This is a genomic window from Corynebacterium sp. (assembly GCF_030538285.1).
In the GTDB taxonomy this organism is placed as follows: domain Bacteria; phylum Actinomycetota; class Actinomycetes; order Mycobacteriales; family Mycobacteriaceae; genus Corynebacterium.
In genome coordinates this window covers 1-15351 of the sequence record NZ_JAUNUG010000051.1, presented here as the reverse complement: position 1 = coordinate 15351, position 15351 = coordinate 1, and the positions used below count along the sequence as shown (strand labels likewise).

The window sequence follows — 15351 nt, the reverse complement described above, 5'->3', positions numbered from 1 at the left end:
CCTCCGCTCGCCTGGCTGCCGACGTCGCCAACACCCCGACCGTCGTCATCGCCCGCACCGACGCTGAGGCTGCAACCCTCATCACCTCCGATGTTGATGACCGCGACAAGCCGTTCATCACCGGTGAGCGCACCGCTGAGGGCTTCTACAAGATCAAGAACGGCCTCGAGCCCTGCATCGCCCGTGCGAAGTCCTACGCTCCGTACGCCGACATGATCTGGATGGAGACCGGCACCCCGGACCTCGAGCTGGCCAAGAAGTTCGCCGACGGCGTCCACGAGGAGTTCCCGGACCAGCTGCTGTCCTACAACTGCTCCCCGTCCTTCAACTGGTCCGCGCACCTGGATGCAGACGAGATCGCCAAGTTCCAGAAGGAGCTGGGCGCGATGGGCTTCACCTTCCAGTTCATTACCCTGGCTGGCTTCCACGCCCTCAACTACGGCATGTTCGACCTGGCTCACGGCTACGCTCGCGAGGGCATGACCGCCTTCGTCGACCTGCAGAACCGCGAGTTCAAGGCTGCCGAGGAGCGCGGCTTCACCGCCGTCAAGCACCAGCGTGAGGTTGGTGCCGGCTACTTCGACACCATCGCCACCACCGTTGACCCGGAGTCCTCCACCACCGCCCTCAAGGGCTCCACCGAGGAAGGCCAGTTCCACTAGGAACTAGCTGCTGAGCTTTCCGGCTCACACCCTGTAAGCGGCGTGCATCGTGAGAAATCACGGCGCACGTCGCTTCGTGTTTTTCTCCCCACCCCGTGACGAAAGGCCTGACAACCATGACCATCACCTTCATCCCCACCGCTGACCTGGTCGACATTATCGGCGAGGACGTCGTGCGTTCCTGCGACACCCAGTTCCAGAACTTCGGCGGCGTCACCGAGTTCTGCGGCCCCATCACCACCATCAAGTGCTTCCAGGACAATGGCCTGGTGAAGCAGACCCTCAACAGTCCCGGCAACGGTGGCGTTCTGGTCGTCGACGGTGACTCTTCCGTGCACACCGCTCTCATGGGTGACATGATCGCGCAGGCCGGCGTCGACAACGGCTGGGCTGGCGTGGTTATCCTCGGCGCCATCCGTGACTCCGCCGTTGTTGGGGAGATGGAGTTCGGTACCAAGGCGCTCGGCACTAACCCGCGCAAGTCCGCCAAGGATGCCGCGGGCGAGAAGGATATCACCGTTTCCTTCGGTGGAGTCGACTTCGTCCCGGGCCACATTCTCTACGCCGATACCGACGGCATCGTCGTCACTGAGGAGCCTATCGAGGTCCCGGCGCAGTAGCTTCGCCGACCAGGTATGGTGCCGTCCTTCCGATCGGAGGGACGGCATCACGTGATTCTGCCCACACCCGCTAGAGATACTTAAAAGTAGCGCTACTATTGGGTAGCATGACGCAAACTACAGCAGCCCCCACTCCTACGTTCACCTGGCGAACTCCCGATGTTTTCAACATTGTGCTCGGGGTGATCATGTTGCTCGCCCCTGCGTGGATGGGTGAGAGTCATCCCGCGTGGCAAATTCCACTGGGAATCATCACCATCATTGTCGGCCTGTGGGCCGTGGTCACGAAGTCTGCGGTCGGAGTGGAGAAGGTGATGGTCGCGGTGGCCGTTGGTACCTTCTTCTCCCCGTTCCTCGGCCTCTACGGCAACACACTGGCCACCTGGCACGCCTGGTTTACCGGTGTGTTGCTCTTCGCCACGGCGATGCTCGCCATCGACGTGGCGGGGCGTCGCTAATCTCGACACCATGACCACTCCCCGCAGGACAATCCGCCGTGCCGCCACCGATGACAAAATTGCGGACGGTGTGCTGGCACTCATCCGCCGCGAAGGGTTGTCCGCGGTGACCATCGATTCGGTGGTGGCGGAAACAGGAGTGGCCAAGACCACGATCTACCGTCGATACGCGGATCGTACGGAGCTGCTCCGCGGGGTCGCCACCTCCCTCACTCCACCCCCTGAGCGCACGCATGAGCATTCCGCGGAAGGCATGCGGGAGCTGGTGGAGGATATCCGCGCCATTTTCGAGGATCGGGTCGGGCTGGCGGCGGTCGGCACGATCATGGCGGAACCCGGCGCTGACGTGGAAGCGTGGCGCGAGGGCCTGGTAACACCTCTGGCCGACCAGTTGCTGGAGTACCTCGTGGACGGCGTCGAGAAGCGGGTGTTCGCCGCCGATCACAACCTGGACCTGATCATCGATCTGGTGATCGGTGGCCTGTTCATCGCCGACACACGTCACGGTGGGGTGCCGCCCACCTGGACCTCGGATATCTCCCGTATGTTGTGGGGGCACCTGAGCAGCTAGGCCAGGCGCACCACCGCGAAGGCCCGGTGGACCAGCTCCTCGGCTGTCGTCAGGTCCTTCGGTTCGGGCAGTGCGAAGTAGTGCTCCAATGCTGTCTGGGCGACGGTCGCGGCAGCGCGGATGGCCACCTCCGCCTCGAAGGGGTCGAGGTCGGGGGTGCGGGCACAGAGCTTGTCGAACAGCGGCCGCAAATGCTCGTCCAGATCATGGATCGCCGCGGCTCCCCGCATGGTGAGCAGCAGGTCAGAGATCCTAAAGAGGGTGGCGAAGGAGTCGAGATGCTTATCGGCGCCCGCCTCGCCACGCAATCCCTCGATGATGACCCACTGTATGGCGTCGAGTAGCGGGGCGCCGGAGGGGGCATCGCGCAGCTGATCGATGAGCTGTGTGACGCGGCCGACCATGAACTCCAGCAGTGCCTCATCCATGGCGGTGAAGTAATTGTGGAAGGTGCGGGTGGAGACACCCGCGGCCTCCGACACGGCTGCGACGGTCAACGCTTCAGCGCCGTGCTCAAGCGCCAGGCTGGCGGCGGCGCGGGCGATCTGGGCGCGGGTGGCCGCCTTCTTCGACTCACGGAGCCCGGACATCGCGGAGTCCTTCGCCTTCGACATCGACGGTCGGCAGGATGCGGTCGAGCCAGCGGGGGATCCACCAGGCGCGCTCGTCGAGAAGGAACATCGTCGCCGGGATGATCATCATGCGCACGACGAAGGCATCGAGGGCCACGGCAATGGCCAGCGCGAAGCCCATCGTCTTGATGAATACCATGTCCTGCGCCATGAACGCCGCGAACACGGAGATCATGATAAGCGCCGCCGCGGTGACCACACGCGCGCCATGCTTGAAACCGTTGGACGTGGCGTTGCCCGCGGTCTTGCCGTGCGACCAGCCTTCGCGCATACGGGTGACCAGGAAAACTTGGTAGTCCATCGCGAGGCCGAAGACCAGGCCGATGAGCATGATCGGCAGGAAACTGAGCAGCGGCTGCGGGTCACCGATGATGCCCAGCCACCCCTCCTGGAAGATCGCGACGGTGATGCCGAAGGTCGCGGCGACGGAGAGTCCGAAGCCGAGCGCGGCGATGAGCGGCACCCAGATGGAGCGGAACACCAGCAGCAGCACGAGGAAGGCGAGCGCCAGGACGATGCCGATGTAGGGGAGCAGGACATCCCGCAGGCGATCGGAGACATCGTCGAAGATGGCGGTCGCGCCGGTGACGCCGAAGGGCACGCCGACGTCCGCATTGCGCAAGTCCTGCAGGGTCTCGGAGGTGCGCGGGTGCGTCGCGCCGAACTCCGGGGTGATGAGGATCTGCGCGGCGTCGAGGGTGTTCGTCGTGCCGATGACCTGTGCGTTGACGACACCGTCGGTGGCAATGAACTTCTCGACGCCCGCGCCCATCACCATCGGCCGTTCCTGCGGGTCGATGTCGGCGAGGTCGAGCAGCGCGATCATGGGGGCGTCCCGGCCCGGGCCGAAGGCGTCGGCGGTGATCTCGTGAGCGATGCGCGGCGGGGTGCCCGGGGTGGCGGTGCCGTCGGTGGGCATGGCCAGGCGCATGTTCGCGGCCGGGATGGCCAGCAGGCCGAGGAGGATGACGCCGACGAGCAGGTGGGCGACGGGGCGCTTACGCACGCGGCGGACCCAGCGCAGTCCCATCGTCGGGTGATCATCCTCCGGGTCCGGGCCCTTCACACCCGGAACGCGGGCGGCGAATACGCGGGTGTCCAGCAGGCCGACGAGCGCCGGGAGGAAGGTGAGTGCGATGAGCACGGCGAGCGCGACGGTCGCGGCGGCGCCCAGTGCCATGGCCGTGAGGAAGGGGATGTTGATGATCGACAGCGCCGCCAGGGCGATGAGCACCGTGAGGCCGGCGAAGATGACGGCGGAACCGGCGGTGCCCACGGCCATGCCCATGGCGTGGGCGCGGGTGTCGCGGTCCATGCTGCGCAGTCGCTCAGCCAGGTCCTTGGGTTCGAGGTCGTTTGCGCCGGTGGCCTTGATCAGTTCGGTACGGAAACGGGAGACGATGAACAGTGCGTAGTCGATACCGACGGCCAGGCCGATCATGGTGGCCAGGACCGGGGTCATGTCGGAGATGTCGTCGCTGACGGCCGTGGTCAGCTGGATGCCGAGGAATCCGATGCCCACGCCGATGATCGCGGAGACGAGCGGCATACCGGCTGCCACGACAGAACCGAAGGTGATGATGAGCACCAGGGCAGCGACACCCAGACCGATGATCTCCGAGGTCATGTTGATCTCACCGGAGGCAGCACCGAAGGTGTTGCCGTTGTACATGACCGTGAGGTCACCCTCGTTGTAGCGGTCGAGGATGTCCGTGACGGTCTCGATGTCGGAGGCCGGGATATCCATCATTGAGGGCTTGTCGAAACGCACGGTGACGATGCCGACAGTCTCATCCTGGCTGAGCGGACTCACGGTGGCGACATCCGCGGCGATCTTCTCCTCCGGCATGCCCTGGGCCTGCATCTCAGGCACCATTTGCGCCTGCAGTCCCTGTGCGGCCATGACCGGGTCGACGATGGTCTCCGGGTCGCTCAGAAGCCCGGTCTCACGGACCTCCGCGAGCATCTCGTTGACCTCGGCGTTCACGGCCGCGTCGCTCAGGGTCGTGCCGTCCGGAGTCTTGATGACGATGTTGCCCGTCGGCGCGTTCGTCGGATCCTCCGCGCCCGGGAAGATCTCCTGCATCTTCTCCATCGTGACCACGGAATCGAGCCCCGGGATCGTAAAGGTGGAGGAGGGCTTCTGGGCGAAGGTGCCAGCTAGGCCGCCGACAGCGAGGAGAAGAATGAGCCAGAAAGCGAGGAAGGGCCAGGACCTGCGGTATGCGGCGCTACCCAGGCGATAGAGGAAAGATGCCATGTCCCCAGATTATGGAATATTGCACGAAGGGTGCAAGTTTGCGTTTGGGGTGCAAACTGGATGGGGTTCAACGGCGGACAGTGCAGGCCGAGTCCGCAACGGCGGACAGTGCAGGCCGAGTCCGCAGGCTCTGGCGAGCCCAGCTACTCCACAATAACCCCGAGGTTGAGGCCCGCGATTTCGTAGGCGCCGACTCCGCCAGCGACCTGCGCTGCTACATCCGCCGCGACCTCAGAGGTCAGCGGGATGATCCAGCCGCGCTTGGGGTCGTGGGCGGGGACGAGTTGAGCGTCGCGAACCGGCACCAGGTTGACCACTAGGTCGCCGTCCTCGAGTGCGGCGGGGCGGCGGGAGGAGGCGGCGTCGATAAGCGCCCCGGCACCTGCCACGGGGATCGTGAGCACCACCATGGATTCGGCGGTGTGCACGGACAGTCCGGGGACGGAGTGGCGCTCGGGGTTGGCGGGTAGGTCGACAAGCTCCTTGCGTCGGAAGAACGCCATGTTAATCAGCCACCAGCGGTTCCATAGTGAGCTCCGGGTGTTCCTTCTCGATGAAGGCGAGCTTCCACTTGTCGCCGAACAGTGCGATGAGCTCGCCGTCGGTGCGGGTGAACACCTCCACGCCGCGCTGGCGTCCCAGCTCGGCGGCGGACTCGGCGTCGGTGCGGCGGGCGACGGAGTAGGGGACCGGGTCGGTGACGGTCTCGACGTTGTACTCGACCTCCATGCGGGCCTGCATGACCTCGAACTGCATGGGGCCGACGGCGGCCATGACGGGGTTGGCCTCGCCGCGGGCGTCGTTACGCAGGATCTGCACGACGCCCTCGGAATCCAGCTGCTCGAGTGCCTTGCGGAACTGCTTGTACTTGCCCAGGGACTTTGCGCGCAGGGTGCGGAAGTGCTCGGGGGCGAACTGCGGCATCGGCGGGAACTGCACTTTCCGGCCCGAGTAGATAGTGTCGCCCGGGGCCAGGGAACCGGCGTTGACCAGGCCGACGATGTCACCCGGGAAGGCCGTCTCCACGGTCTCGCGGGTGCGGCCGAAGACGGTGAGGGCGTACTTCGTGGAGAAGGAACGGCCCGACTGCGCGTGGGTGACCTGCATGCCGCGGTCGAACTCACCGGAGACGATGCGCATGAAGGCCAGCGTGTCGCGGTGCTTCTTGTCCATGCCGGCCTGCACCTTGAACACCACGCCGGAGAAATCGTCCTCGAGGGAGCGGGTCTCGTCGATGGCGGTGGTCGCGGCCTCGACGGCCTTCGGGTCGGAGTCACGGGAGCGCGGGGCCGGGGCGATCGCACACAGGGTGTCCAGGATCTGGTGGACGCCGAAGTTGAGCATCGCGGAGGCGAAGATGAGCGGGGAGGTGACGCACTGCTCGAAAAGGTCCTGATCGTGGAGGGCGCCGTCGGCGGCGAGCAGCTCGGCCTCCTCGACGGCCGTCTCCCAGACGTCCTCCTCGCGGGCCTCGGCCTCGTCGGGGGAATAGTGCTCCTCCGGGGCGATGGTGGAACCGCCGGCGGTGCGGATGAAGTGGATGTACTCCTCGACCTCACCCTCCTCGCCGACACGGGCCAGGCCGCGGAAGTCACCGGCGATGCCGACGGGCCAGAACAGCGGCGTGGGTTGCAGGCCGATCTCCTGCACGATCTCATCGACGAGTTCCAGCGGCTCCCGGCCGACGCGGTCCCACTTGTTGATCACCGTGATGATCGGCAGGCCACGCGCCTTACACACGCGGAAGAGCTTGAGGGTCTGCGGCTCGAGGCCTTTGGCGGCGTCGATAAGCATGACGGCGGCGTCGACCGCGGTGAGCACGCGGTAGGTGTCCTCGGAGAAATCCGCGTGACCGGGAGTGTCGACGAGGTTGATCATGTACGGCTCACCCTCATGGCCCTCGGGCGCGTACTCGAACTGCAGGGCGGAGGACGCGATGGAGATGCCGCGGTCCTTCTCCATTTCCATCCAGTCGGAGACCGTGGCCTTACGGCCGGCCTTGCCGTGGGTGGCACCCGCCTCGGAGATGATGTGCGCGTGCAGCGCCAGCGCCTCCGTCAGGGTGGACTTACCGGCATCGGGGTGGGCGATGACGGCGAACGTGCGGCGGCGGGCGGCTTCGGCGGTGGTGCTCATAAGTACTGAAGCGTAGTCGCTCGGCTGTACCCAGGTCACACCGGCGGCGTCCATTTGAACCTGACGCAAGAATTGGAAAAGCCCAGGAAACGCCCGAAAGTGGCATTTATCGTCAGCCCCAAATGGTCAGCCGCCCCGGTAGACTTGGATGCGTTCATATCAACAAACCCTGGAGGGGAACACTATGAAGATCGGAATTGTTATCGGCTCCATCCGCGACGGACGTTTCGGCGAGGGCGTCGGCAAGTGGGTCACGGACACCGCCCAGCAGCGCGAGGCCGCCACCTACGAGGTGCTTGACCTCAAGGAGATCAACGTCCCGCTGCTGACCACCGCCACCGTCCCGGGCGCGGCGAATAAGCAGTACGAGGACGCCAACGTCACCGCATGGTCGCAGGCCGTCGACTCTTGCGACGGCTTCGTCTTCATCACCCCGGAGTACAACCACGGCGTGCCGGGTGCGATGAAGAACGCCTACGACTCCCTCGGTATGGAGTGGTGGGGCAAGCCGGTCGCCTTCGTCTCCTACGGTGCCGCCGAGGGCGTGCGCGCGGTGGAGCAGTGGCGTCAGATCGTGGGCAACTTCGAGCAGTACGACGTGCGTAATCAGGTGTCGCTGTCGATCTTCAACGACGTCGACGACAACGGTTTCGCCCCGCAGGAACGCCGCGCTGGTGAACTGGACACCATGCTCGGTGACCTGGAGAAGCTGGTCGCGCAGCTGGCGAAGTAATTCGCTTATCGACGTCGCAACGGCGCGCCCCCGATCACCGTCGGTGGCGCGCCGTTGTGGTTGGTAGGACTAGTCGTCCCAGCGGTCGTCGGCATCCCAGTCGTCGTCCCAGTCGTCATCGTCATCCCAGTCCATCCAGTCGTACACAACAGGCGGGATGGGCAGCGAGGAGGTGGCGGGGACAACCCCGCCGACGAGGGACGTGACCATCGCCATGATGGAGGCGATGATGGTGGTGATGTTCATGTCAATTCTCCTGTGGCTTAGTCGTCGAAGATATCGTCCCAGTCATCGAAGGATGACAGGAAGCCGAAGTTGCCGAACAGGGACTCGAGGAGGTCGGAGATATCCATGGTGGATGTCCTTTCTGGTTGAGGTGGTGTACCTGGGGTGGCACACCTCTATCTCAACGCCGCCTGATGAAACCTCCGTGAGGCTCCGATGAGGGTTTTCTCATCGGGAGTGAATCGCGTTCTGCGCCTTGTTCAGGCCCTGCTCGATGATTAGGCGCGTGGCCTCGGCAGCGAGTGCGATGTTCTCACCGCCGTCGATGGGCCCGAGGACGTGATCGGTGACGGACACACCCTGGGGCGGGCGGGCGATACCGATGCGTACGCGCAGGTAGTCACGGGTGCCCAGGTGCTCGGTCATGGATTTCAGGCCGTTGTGGCCGTTCTCGTTGCCGCCCTTTTTCACCCGCAGCGTGCCCACGGGCAGGTCGAGTTCATCGTGGATGGCGATGATCCGTTCCGCCGGGATCTCCAGCCCTGCCAGCGCCTGGCCGGAGAGGTTCATGAAGGTCGTCGAACGGAGCACCAATACGTCCTGCTCCGCGATCCGTAGCCAGGCGTGGTGTGCTTTGGCACCGGGCAGGGGAGTGAGGGAGGTCGTGTCGAGCAGCTCGTCGACCGCCATGTAGCCGACATTGTGCCTGGTAGCCTCGTATTTCGGGCCGGGATTGCCCAGGCCGAGGACAACCCAGTCGGGCGTGCGGTCCGGGGCCGGGGTGCGGCGGAAAAGCTCGAAGATCTTGAACACGCCCGCTAGTGTCTCACACATGGACATCCCGCAGATCATCGTCGCGCCCATGGCCGGTGGGCCCTCCGCGCCCGCGCTTATCGACGCCGCCGCAACCGCCGGATCCCTCGGCTTCCTCGCCACCGGTGGTGCCCCCGCCGAGTTGCTGCGGGAGCAGATGGCGCAGGTGTCCGGGCCTTACGGCGTCAATCTCTTCACCGCCCAGGCCCCCTTCGATTCGCTTGCCGACGTCCACGCCATCGCCGGCGACCGTGCACTCCCGGAGGTGGACTTGAGCAATGACTTCGACGCGAAGTTCGCCGCCGTGCTGGAAGCCGAGCATCCGCCGGTCGTGGTGTCTGCCACTTTCGGCCCCTTCACCCGCGAGCAGGTCGACGTCCTGCACGGCCGGGGGATTCAGGCGTGGATCACGGTGACCAATCCCACTGATGCACAGGCCGCGGCTGCGGTGGGTGCCGACGCCCTCGTCGTCCAGGGGCCGGAGGCCGGCGGGCACCGCTCCACGTGGTCCGTCGAGGAGGCTCCCGACTCCCGCCCACTGCCCGAACTTGTCCGTTCCGTGGCCGAGGTCGTTGACCTCCCGCTCATCGCCGCCGGCGGCATCCGCGACGCCGAAGATGCCGCCGCGGCGCTCGGCTGGCCCAGCGTGGTCGCTGTGTCCTGCGGCTCCGCGTTCCTGCTCGCCGATGAAGCCGGCACCTCCCAGCTCAACCGCGAGCTCCTGGCCGAAGGTGGCCGCTCCGTCGTCAGCCGAGCCTTCAGCGGACGCGTGGCCCGCGGCCTCGAAACAGAATTCACCCGGAACCACCCGGACATCCCGCCCGTCTACCCCTACCTGGTGCCGCTGCAAGCGGCGGACCGTAAGCAGCGCCCACGCGAGCTGGCCTACTGCTTGGTGGGGGTGGGCGTCGATAAGCTCGGGGGTGGCCCCGTGGCAACTATTCTGGCCCGACTCGCGCCTGAACAGCACGTTTCGCGCTAGGCTCGGGGGGACGTATCCCCACACCCACGGAGGTAGAACAGCAGTGACCGCCAACGCGCAGCCCGAGCAGAACAACTGGAACGAGAAGATCGCTCTCGCTCAGGAGATGCTGCCGCTGATCGGCCAGCTCCACCGCAACAACGACGTCGTCGTCTCCATCTTCGGACGACTGCTCGTCGGCGCGACGGACATCGACATCATCAAGGCGCACCGCTACGCCCGCCGCGTCGCGGACCGCGAGATGAAGCTCGACCAGACCCTCCCGGTCCTGCGTGAGCTCGTCGACATGGACCTCGGCACCGCCTCCATCGACCTGGGCCGCCTGGCCACCGGTTTCGAGAAGTCCGGCGGCACCGACCTGCGTGTCTACCTCGACGAGCAGCTGGCGGAGATCGTCGGCAAGCACACCGAGACCGAGCCGCGCGACGTCGTCCTCTACGGCTTCGGCCGCATCGGCCGCCTGCTGGCCCGCATCCTCATCCAGCGCGAGGCCACCTACGGTGGTGTGCGCCTGCGCGCTGTCGTGGTACGTAAGAACTCCGAGGACGACATCGTCAAGCGCGCCTCGCTCCTGCGGCGCGACTCCGTCCACGGCGCCTTCGACGGCACCATCACCGTGGACAAGGACAACGACATCATCTGGGCCAACGGCACCAAGATCCAGATGATCTACTCCAACTCCCCGGCAGAGGTCGACTACACCGCCTACGGCATCAAGGACGCCATCGTCGTCGATAACACCGGCCGCTGGCGCGACCGCGAGGGCCTGTCCCAGCACCTGGAGTCCAAGGGTGTTGCCCGCGTCGTGCTCACCGCCCCCGGCAAGGGTGACTTGCTCAACGTCGTCTACGGCATCAACCACGACAAGATCACCGACGCCGAGCCGATCATCACCGCCGCCTCCTGCACCACCAACGGCATCACCCCGGTGCTCAAGGTCCTCAACGACCGCTACGGTGTGGAGCACGGCCACGTCGAGACGGTCCACTCGTTCACCAACGACCAGAACCTCATCGACAACTTCCACAAGGGCACCCGCCGTGGCCGCGCCGCCACCCTCAACATGGTGCTCACCGAGACCGGCGCCGCCAAGGCCGTCTCCAAGGCCCTGCCCGAGTTCGAGGGCAAGCTCACCGGTAACGCCATCCGCGTCCCCACCCCGGACGTCTCCATGGCCGTGCTCAACCTCACCCTGGAGAAGGAGGTCGACCGCGACGAGGTGAACAACTTCCTCCGCAAGGTCTCCCTGCACTCCGACCTGCGCCAGCAGATCTCCTACATCCACTCCCCGGAGGTCGTCTCCACCGACTTCGTCGGCACCACCCACGCCGGCATCGTCGACGGCCTGGCCACCATCGCCTCCGGTCGCCACCTCGTCGTCTACGTCTGGTACGACAACGAGTTCGGCTACTCCAACCAGGTCATCCGCATCGTCGAGGAGGTCGCTGGCGCCCGCCCGCAGATCTACCCGCGCCGCCTGGAGGCCGCTGACCTGAAGTAGCTCTTCTAAGAACAGCTTCAAGCTGGCTCAGCGATTGGCCCGGTACTCCGCGTGGAGAACCGGGCCGTGTCTTCGACGACAGCGCAGGTTTCAAGGAACAGCTCACACTCGTCCGTCGCTGGCCACGGCAATCATGGCCAGGAGCAGGTGCTGCCCGATCTGACAGGCACCTACGCTGACCCAGTCAGCTGCTGACTGGGACGTTGACTTGAGGATGTGTGTTTCCCGGCGCATGTGGTCCATTGCCGAATGAGGGTCCAGTGGATGTGGTCCGGCCGAGCCCACCGTGAAGGTCACCTGGATATGTGCGGGGGAACCATCCGGCGCTGTCAGCTGGGCCTGAACGGGAACGTCGTGGTGCGGCTCATCGGAGATGGCGGCCCGGATTTCAATCTCGCCCACTGGAGTAGCGGTACGGGACTCCCACACCACCGTGCTGTCGTCGACGGGGGGAAAGGAAGAAGGAGATGTCGCGACTGTGAGAGAGAATCTACCGCAATGGAGAATCAGCGCGTTAGCCTCCACAGGCTAACCTGACTTCCCGACTGATGCCCGAGGCCGATCTACCTCCAGCATGGATTGTCGCGCTCACCCGGAAATCTCGGGAGCCAACTCCCCTGATACACGGGACCTCGCCATACACAGATGCAGTGTTGTCGCGGGCGTACGCCGTCTCGGTCTTGATATTCTCGTAAACGAAATTGAACCTCTCCTGTTGGAGGGTAGCGTTGATACTCAACGGCAAAAACCCAGTACCGAAGCAGACTGTATGAAATCCCCAGTCAATATCGGCTCCGATATCCCTCGGCGCACTGATGGTTCCTGTGCAGCCACTCACGGATACGTTTGGCTGGATTCCAGGCTCAGGAGACTCTCCCTCGGCCGTTTCATCCCAGAAGAAGTAAAATGGTTCGCCAACCACGACCTGATCATCAGGAAGGGTCGGTGCCGGATACGGTGTGCTGTTCGCCAGTGGTTCCGCATGAGCCGGTGAAGTAGTAGCCAAAGGCAAGAAAGCAATGAACATCAGGACTTAAACTGTACGCATGTTCGCAGAGCCTAGGGCATGACTGGCTTTCTGCAACTCGAGAGAAAGGAAAAGCCCCGCCGGCCCTTGGGAGGGCAAGCGGGGCGTCGATAAGCAGGGGCTAGAGCCAGCGCGGGGGAGCGGGCACCTCACCCTGCGGGGAGGTGACGCCACGGTCGCCGCGGCCGGAAGCCCAGCGGGCTAGGCCAGCCCAGTCGCCGTGGATCTCCACGGTGTTGCCACCAGGGGTGACCTCGATGCGCTCGCCCTCCTCAGGCACGAGCACGAGGCCCTGCCCGTCGCCGGCACCGCGCCACTTGGCGGCGATCTCCGGGACTAGGGTCTGCAGGATCACCGTCGGGATGTCGGTGAAACCGGCGTTGACATCGAGGTCGACGGCGTGCAGCCACACCTCGCGGGTGCGCATCCACAGCGTCTCCGAAGCAGGCACGGTACGGCCCTGCGCGGTCTTCACCTCGGCCTGCCAGGCCTCCTCCGGGAGGTCACGCCAGGCGACGTCCAGGCGGACCAAGGTGTGATCATGCAGGTTACGGATGGCGTCCGGGATAAGGGTAGCGCCCCGGGCGATCTCCTCGCCGCGGGCCTGCGGGGAGGAGTACATGGGGGTCTCCTCACCCGTCGCCGCCCAGTGCATGAGGTTGCACAGGGCATTGGCGTTATAGGCCACGTGGGCGGCCAGGTGCGCCACGGTCCAGTCCGGCAGCAGAGTATCGCGACCGAACTCGGCGTTGTCGATGAGCGCGAGCTGGCCCGAGTAGTGCGCGGTGCCGCGGCGGGTCAGATTAAGACGCTCCTCGATGGACAGGTCGTGGAAGCTTGTCATTACTCGAACACCGTCTTGTTGGCCACGTAGCCCAGGCCGTCGATCTCGACCTTGACCACGTCGCCGTCGCCAATGTAGCGCTTCGGGCTGCGGGCGTGGCCGACGCCGCCCGGGGTGCCAGTGACGATGACGTCGCCGGCATCCAGCGGATAGATGTGCGAGATGTACTCGACCAGCTGCGCCGGGTTGAACACCAGGTCGTCGGTCGGGGTGGTCTGCATCTTCTCGTCACCGAGGTAGGTGGCGAGCTCGCCGCCTAGCTCGAAGGAGTCGGTGGTGGTCATCCACGGGCCGAAACCGGCGGACTTCTCGAAGGACTTGCCCTGGTGCCACTGGAGGGTGCGGTACTGGTAGTCGCGCATGGTGTAGTCGTTCATGACGGCGTAACCGGCGATGTAGTCGGCGGCGTCGGCCTCCTTGATGCGGCGGGCCCGCTTACCGATGATGACGGCCAGCTCACCCTCCCAGTCCAGCTCGGCGTTCGCATACTCGGGGACGAGGACATCGTCGAACGGGCCGGTGAGGGCGTCCGGGAACTTGACGAACAGGGTCGGGACCTCCGGCAGGTCGCGGCCCATCTCCTTGATGTGGTTGGCGTAGTTCAGGCCGATGCAGACGATCTTCTTCGGGGCCGGGACGACAGCCTCGAGGTCGCTCAGCTCGAAGGAGACCTCCTCGCCGGCGGCCTGCTCAGCGACCTCGCGCCAGTTGTCCTCCTGCAGCAAGTCGCCCACGTTGGCGAAACCGTCGATCTGCACGGCGGTGGTGTCGGACTCGACGCGGGCGGCGAAGGTGCCCTGGGCGGAGCGGATGGTAGCAAGACGCATGGTGATTTAAATTCCTTCCGGAGTGTAGGTACGTGTCAGGTTCAGCTTCTCAAAGATCGGGTGATCGGAGAAGCAGAAGAGATCGACGCCGTCGACGCCGGCCTCGATGGACCACAGCTTCCAGGACGGGACGTTGACGACGTCGCCGTGGTTCAACTCGAAGGTCTCCTCGCCCACCTTGATGGTGGCGGAACCCTCGAAGACCTGGAAGACGCGGTTGCCGACCTCCTTGACCGGGGTGGTCGTGGCACCCGGGCGCAGGCGGTGGAACTCGGCGCGGATGGTCGACATGACGTCGCCACCGGTGGTCGGGTTGGTGTAGCGGATGGCGGCGTGACCGGGGCCGACGACGCCCGGGAAGCCGGCGTCCTCCAGCTGCAGCTGGTCGTTGAGGGCGGCGTCGGTGTGCTCCCAGGCGTAACGGCCGATGGTGGAGGATGTCGTGGCACCCGGGAAGGCAACCGGGCGCAGGCCCGGGTGTGCCCACAGGCGCTCGGAGCGGGAGTAATCCGGGGTGGACTCGTCGGTGAGCTTCTCGGAGCCGTACTCGAAGAAGCCGGTGTCCATCTGGTACGCGAAGGGGATGTCCAGGCCGTCGAGCCAGGCCATCGGCTCGGTGGCGATGTTGTGGTGGCCATGGAAGTTCCAGCCCGGGGTGAGCAGGAAGTCACCGCGCTTCATCGGGACGGCGTCGCCGTTGACGACGGTCCACACGCCCTCACCCTCGATGACGAAGCGGAAGGCGTTCTGGGAGTGGCGGTGCTCCGGGGCGTTCTCGCCCGGGGCGAGGTACTGGATCGCGGCCCACAGGGTGGGGGCGATGTAGGTCGGGCCGCCCAGGCCGGGGTTGGCCAGGCCGATGGCGCGGCGCTCGCCACCACGGCCGACGGGGACCAGCTCGCCGGAACGGCGGGCCAGCTTGATCAGCTCGGACCAGTCCCAACGGTGGGCGACCGCCTGCGGATCCGGCTCGTTCGGCATGAGGCCGCCGATCTGGTTCCACAAGGGCTTCATGTGGAGATCGTCCATCTTGGCGTACATCTCGTTGAGCTCGGCCTGC

17 protein-coding genes are annotated in these 15351 nt (G+C 65.3%); 7 read left to right on the top strand and 10 right to left on the bottom strand.

What is annotated here, in order from left to right:
- The 4 genes from aceA to Q4G50_RS12820 form a co-directional block, all read left to right on the top strand.
- On the top strand, positions 1–662 hold a 662-nt coding region (aceA, locus tag Q4G50_RS12835), incomplete at its 5' end, for an isocitrate lyase (RefSeq protein WP_303378046.1).
- A gap of 116 nt (positions 663–778) precedes the next feature.
- Positions 779–1282 carry a ribonuclease E activity regulator RraA gene (rraA, locus tag Q4G50_RS12830; RefSeq protein WP_303378045.1) on the top strand — a complete coding sequence of 168 codons (504 nt, stop codon included), beginning with the start codon at positions 779–781 and terminating at the stop codon, positions 1280–1282.
- A 107-nt stretch (positions 1283–1389) separates the two neighbouring features.
- The gene (locus Q4G50_RS12825) at positions 1390–1740 is read left to right on the top strand and encodes a hypothetical protein (protein ID WP_303378044.1); all 351 of its coding nucleotides are present in this window, start codon (positions 1390–1392) and stop codon (positions 1738–1740) included.
- A 10-nt stretch (positions 1741–1750) separates the two neighbouring features.
- Complete coding sequence (locus tag Q4G50_RS12820) at positions 1751–2311, top strand: TetR/AcrR family transcriptional regulator (RefSeq protein ID WP_303378043.1); 561 nt, start codon at positions 1751–1753, stop codon at positions 2309–2311.
- Here Q4G50_RS12820 and Q4G50_RS12815 read toward each other — a convergent pair.
- From Q4G50_RS12815 to Q4G50_RS12800, 4 genes are all read right to left on the bottom strand, one after another.
- The gene (locus Q4G50_RS12815) at positions 2308–2901 is read right to left on the bottom strand and encodes a TetR/AcrR family transcriptional regulator (protein WP_303378042.1); all 594 of its coding nucleotides are present in this window, start codon (positions 2899–2901) and stop codon (positions 2308–2310) included. The genes Q4G50_RS12820 and Q4G50_RS12815 overlap by 4 nt on opposite strands.
- A complete protein-coding gene (locus Q4G50_RS12810; RefSeq protein WP_303378041.1) occupies positions 2885–5203 on the bottom strand; it encodes an MMPL family transporter in 2319 nt (772 codons plus the stop codon). Before Q4G50_RS12810 ends, Q4G50_RS12815 begins: the two co-directional genes overlap by 17 nt.
- Before the next feature lie 143 nt (positions 5204–5346).
- Entirely contained in the window at positions 5347–5706 is a 360-nt protein-coding gene (locus Q4G50_RS12805) for a hypothetical protein (protein ID WP_303378040.1), read from the bottom strand.
- Between the two features lies 1 nt (position 5707).
- Positions 5708–7339 carry a peptide chain release factor 3 gene (locus Q4G50_RS12800; RefSeq protein ID WP_303378039.1) on the bottom strand — a complete coding sequence of 544 codons (1632 nt, stop codon included), beginning with the start codon at positions 7337–7339 and terminating at the stop codon, positions 5708–5710.
- Between the two features lie 184 nt (positions 7340–7523).
- Here Q4G50_RS12800 and Q4G50_RS12795 point away from each other — a divergent pair, with 184 nt between their 5' ends.
- Positions 7524–8072 (top strand): NADPH-dependent FMN reductase, encoded by a 549-nt coding sequence (locus tag Q4G50_RS12795; RefSeq protein ID WP_303378038.1) that lies wholly within the window; start codon positions 7524–7526, stop codon positions 8070–8072.
- Positions 8073–8141: 69 nt separating this feature from the next.
- Here the strand turns inward: Q4G50_RS12795 and Q4G50_RS12790 are convergent, their stop codons facing one another.
- Together Q4G50_RS12790 and pth are read right to left on the bottom strand one after the other, a co-directional pair.
- Positions 8142–8318, bottom strand: a complete 177-nt coding sequence (locus Q4G50_RS12790) for a hypothetical protein (protein ID WP_303378037.1) — start codon at positions 8316–8318, stop codon at positions 8142–8144.
- A 207-nt stretch (positions 8319–8525) separates the two neighbouring features.
- Entirely contained in the window at positions 8526–9110 is a 585-nt protein-coding gene (pth, locus tag Q4G50_RS12785; RefSeq protein WP_303378036.1) for an aminoacyl-tRNA hydrolase, read from the bottom strand.
- A gap of 19 nt (positions 9111–9129) precedes the next feature.
- Between pth and Q4G50_RS12780 the strand changes: the two genes are divergently transcribed.
- Positions 9130–10092: a nitronate monooxygenase gene (locus Q4G50_RS12780; RefSeq protein WP_303378035.1), complete on the top strand. Its 963-nt coding sequence runs from the start codon at positions 9130–9132 to the stop codon at positions 10090–10092.
- Positions 10093–10135: 43 nt separating this feature from the next.
- A complete protein-coding gene (locus Q4G50_RS12775; RefSeq protein WP_303378034.1) occupies positions 10136–11593 on the top strand; it encodes a glyceraldehyde-3-phosphate dehydrogenase in 1458 nt (485 codons plus the stop codon).
- Positions 11594–11695: 102 nt separating this feature from the next.
- On the opposite strand, the gene Q4G50_RS12770 is transcribed toward Q4G50_RS12775, so the two are convergent.
- The 4 genes from Q4G50_RS12770 to Q4G50_RS12755 all read right to left on the bottom strand — a co-directional run.
- Positions 11696–11995 (bottom strand): hypothetical protein, encoded by a 300-nt coding sequence (locus tag Q4G50_RS12770; protein ID WP_303378033.1) that lies wholly within the window; start codon positions 11993–11995, stop codon positions 11696–11698.
- 746 nt (positions 11996–12741) lie between these two features.
- On the bottom strand, positions 12742–13464 hold the full coding sequence (locus Q4G50_RS12765) for a maleylpyruvate isomerase family mycothiol-dependent enzyme (RefSeq protein ID WP_303378032.1): 723 nt from the start codon (positions 13462–13464) through the stop codon (positions 12742–12744).
- Positions 13464–14291, bottom strand: a complete 828-nt coding sequence (locus Q4G50_RS12760; RefSeq protein ID WP_303378031.1) for a fumarylacetoacetate hydrolase family protein — start codon at positions 14289–14291, stop codon at positions 13464–13466. Before Q4G50_RS12760 ends, Q4G50_RS12765 begins: the two co-directional genes overlap by 1 nt.
- A 6-nt stretch (positions 14292–14297) precedes the next feature.
- Positions 14298–15351: cupin domain-containing protein (locus tag Q4G50_RS12755; RefSeq protein WP_303378030.1), on the bottom strand; the 1054-nt coding region annotated here is incomplete at its 5' end.

Excerpts from the sequence above, each read along its gene's own strand:
- rraA (WP_303378045.1), top strand. The coding sequence starts at position 779 with ATGACCATCACCTTCATCCCCACCGCTGACCTGGTCGACATTATCGGC.
- Q4G50_RS12825 (WP_303378044.1), top strand. The coding sequence starts at position 1,390 with ATGACGCAAACTACAGCAGCCCCCACTCCTACGTTCACCTGGCGAACT.
- Q4G50_RS12820 (WP_303378043.1), top strand. The coding sequence starts at position 1,751 with ATGACCACTCCCCGCAGGACAATCCGCCGTGCCGCCACCGATGACAAA.
- Q4G50_RS12815 (WP_303378042.1), bottom strand. The coding sequence starts at position 2,901 with ATGTCCGGGCTCCGTGAGTCGAAGAAGGCGGCCACCCGCGCCCAGATC.
- Q4G50_RS12810 (WP_303378041.1), bottom strand. The coding sequence starts at position 5,203 with ATGGCATCTTTCCTCTATCGCCTGGGTAGCGCCGCATACCGCAGGTCC.
- Q4G50_RS12805 (WP_303378040.1), bottom strand. The coding sequence starts at position 5,706 with ATGGCGTTCTTCCGACGCAAGGAGCTTGTCGACCTACCCGCCAACCCC.
- Q4G50_RS12800 (WP_303378039.1), bottom strand. The coding sequence starts at position 7,339 with ATGAGCACCACCGCCGAAGCCGCCCGCCGCCGCACGTTCGCCGTCATC.
- Q4G50_RS12795 (WP_303378038.1), top strand. The coding sequence starts at position 7,524 with ATGAAGATCGGAATTGTTATCGGCTCCATCCGCGACGGACGTTTCGGC.
- Q4G50_RS12790 (WP_303378037.1), bottom strand. The coding sequence starts at position 8,318 with ATGAACATCACCACCATCATCGCCTCCATCATGGCGATGGTCACGTCC.
- Q4G50_RS12780 (WP_303378035.1), top strand. The coding sequence starts at position 9,130 with ATGGACATCCCGCAGATCATCGTCGCGCCCATGGCCGGTGGGCCCTCC.
- Q4G50_RS12765 (WP_303378032.1), bottom strand. The coding sequence starts at position 13,464 with ATGACAAGCTTCCACGACCTGTCCATCGAGGAGCGTCTTAATCTGACC.
- Q4G50_RS12760 (WP_303378031.1), bottom strand. The coding sequence starts at position 14,291 with ATGCGTCTTGCTACCATCCGCTCCGCCCAGGGCACCTTCGCCGCCCGC.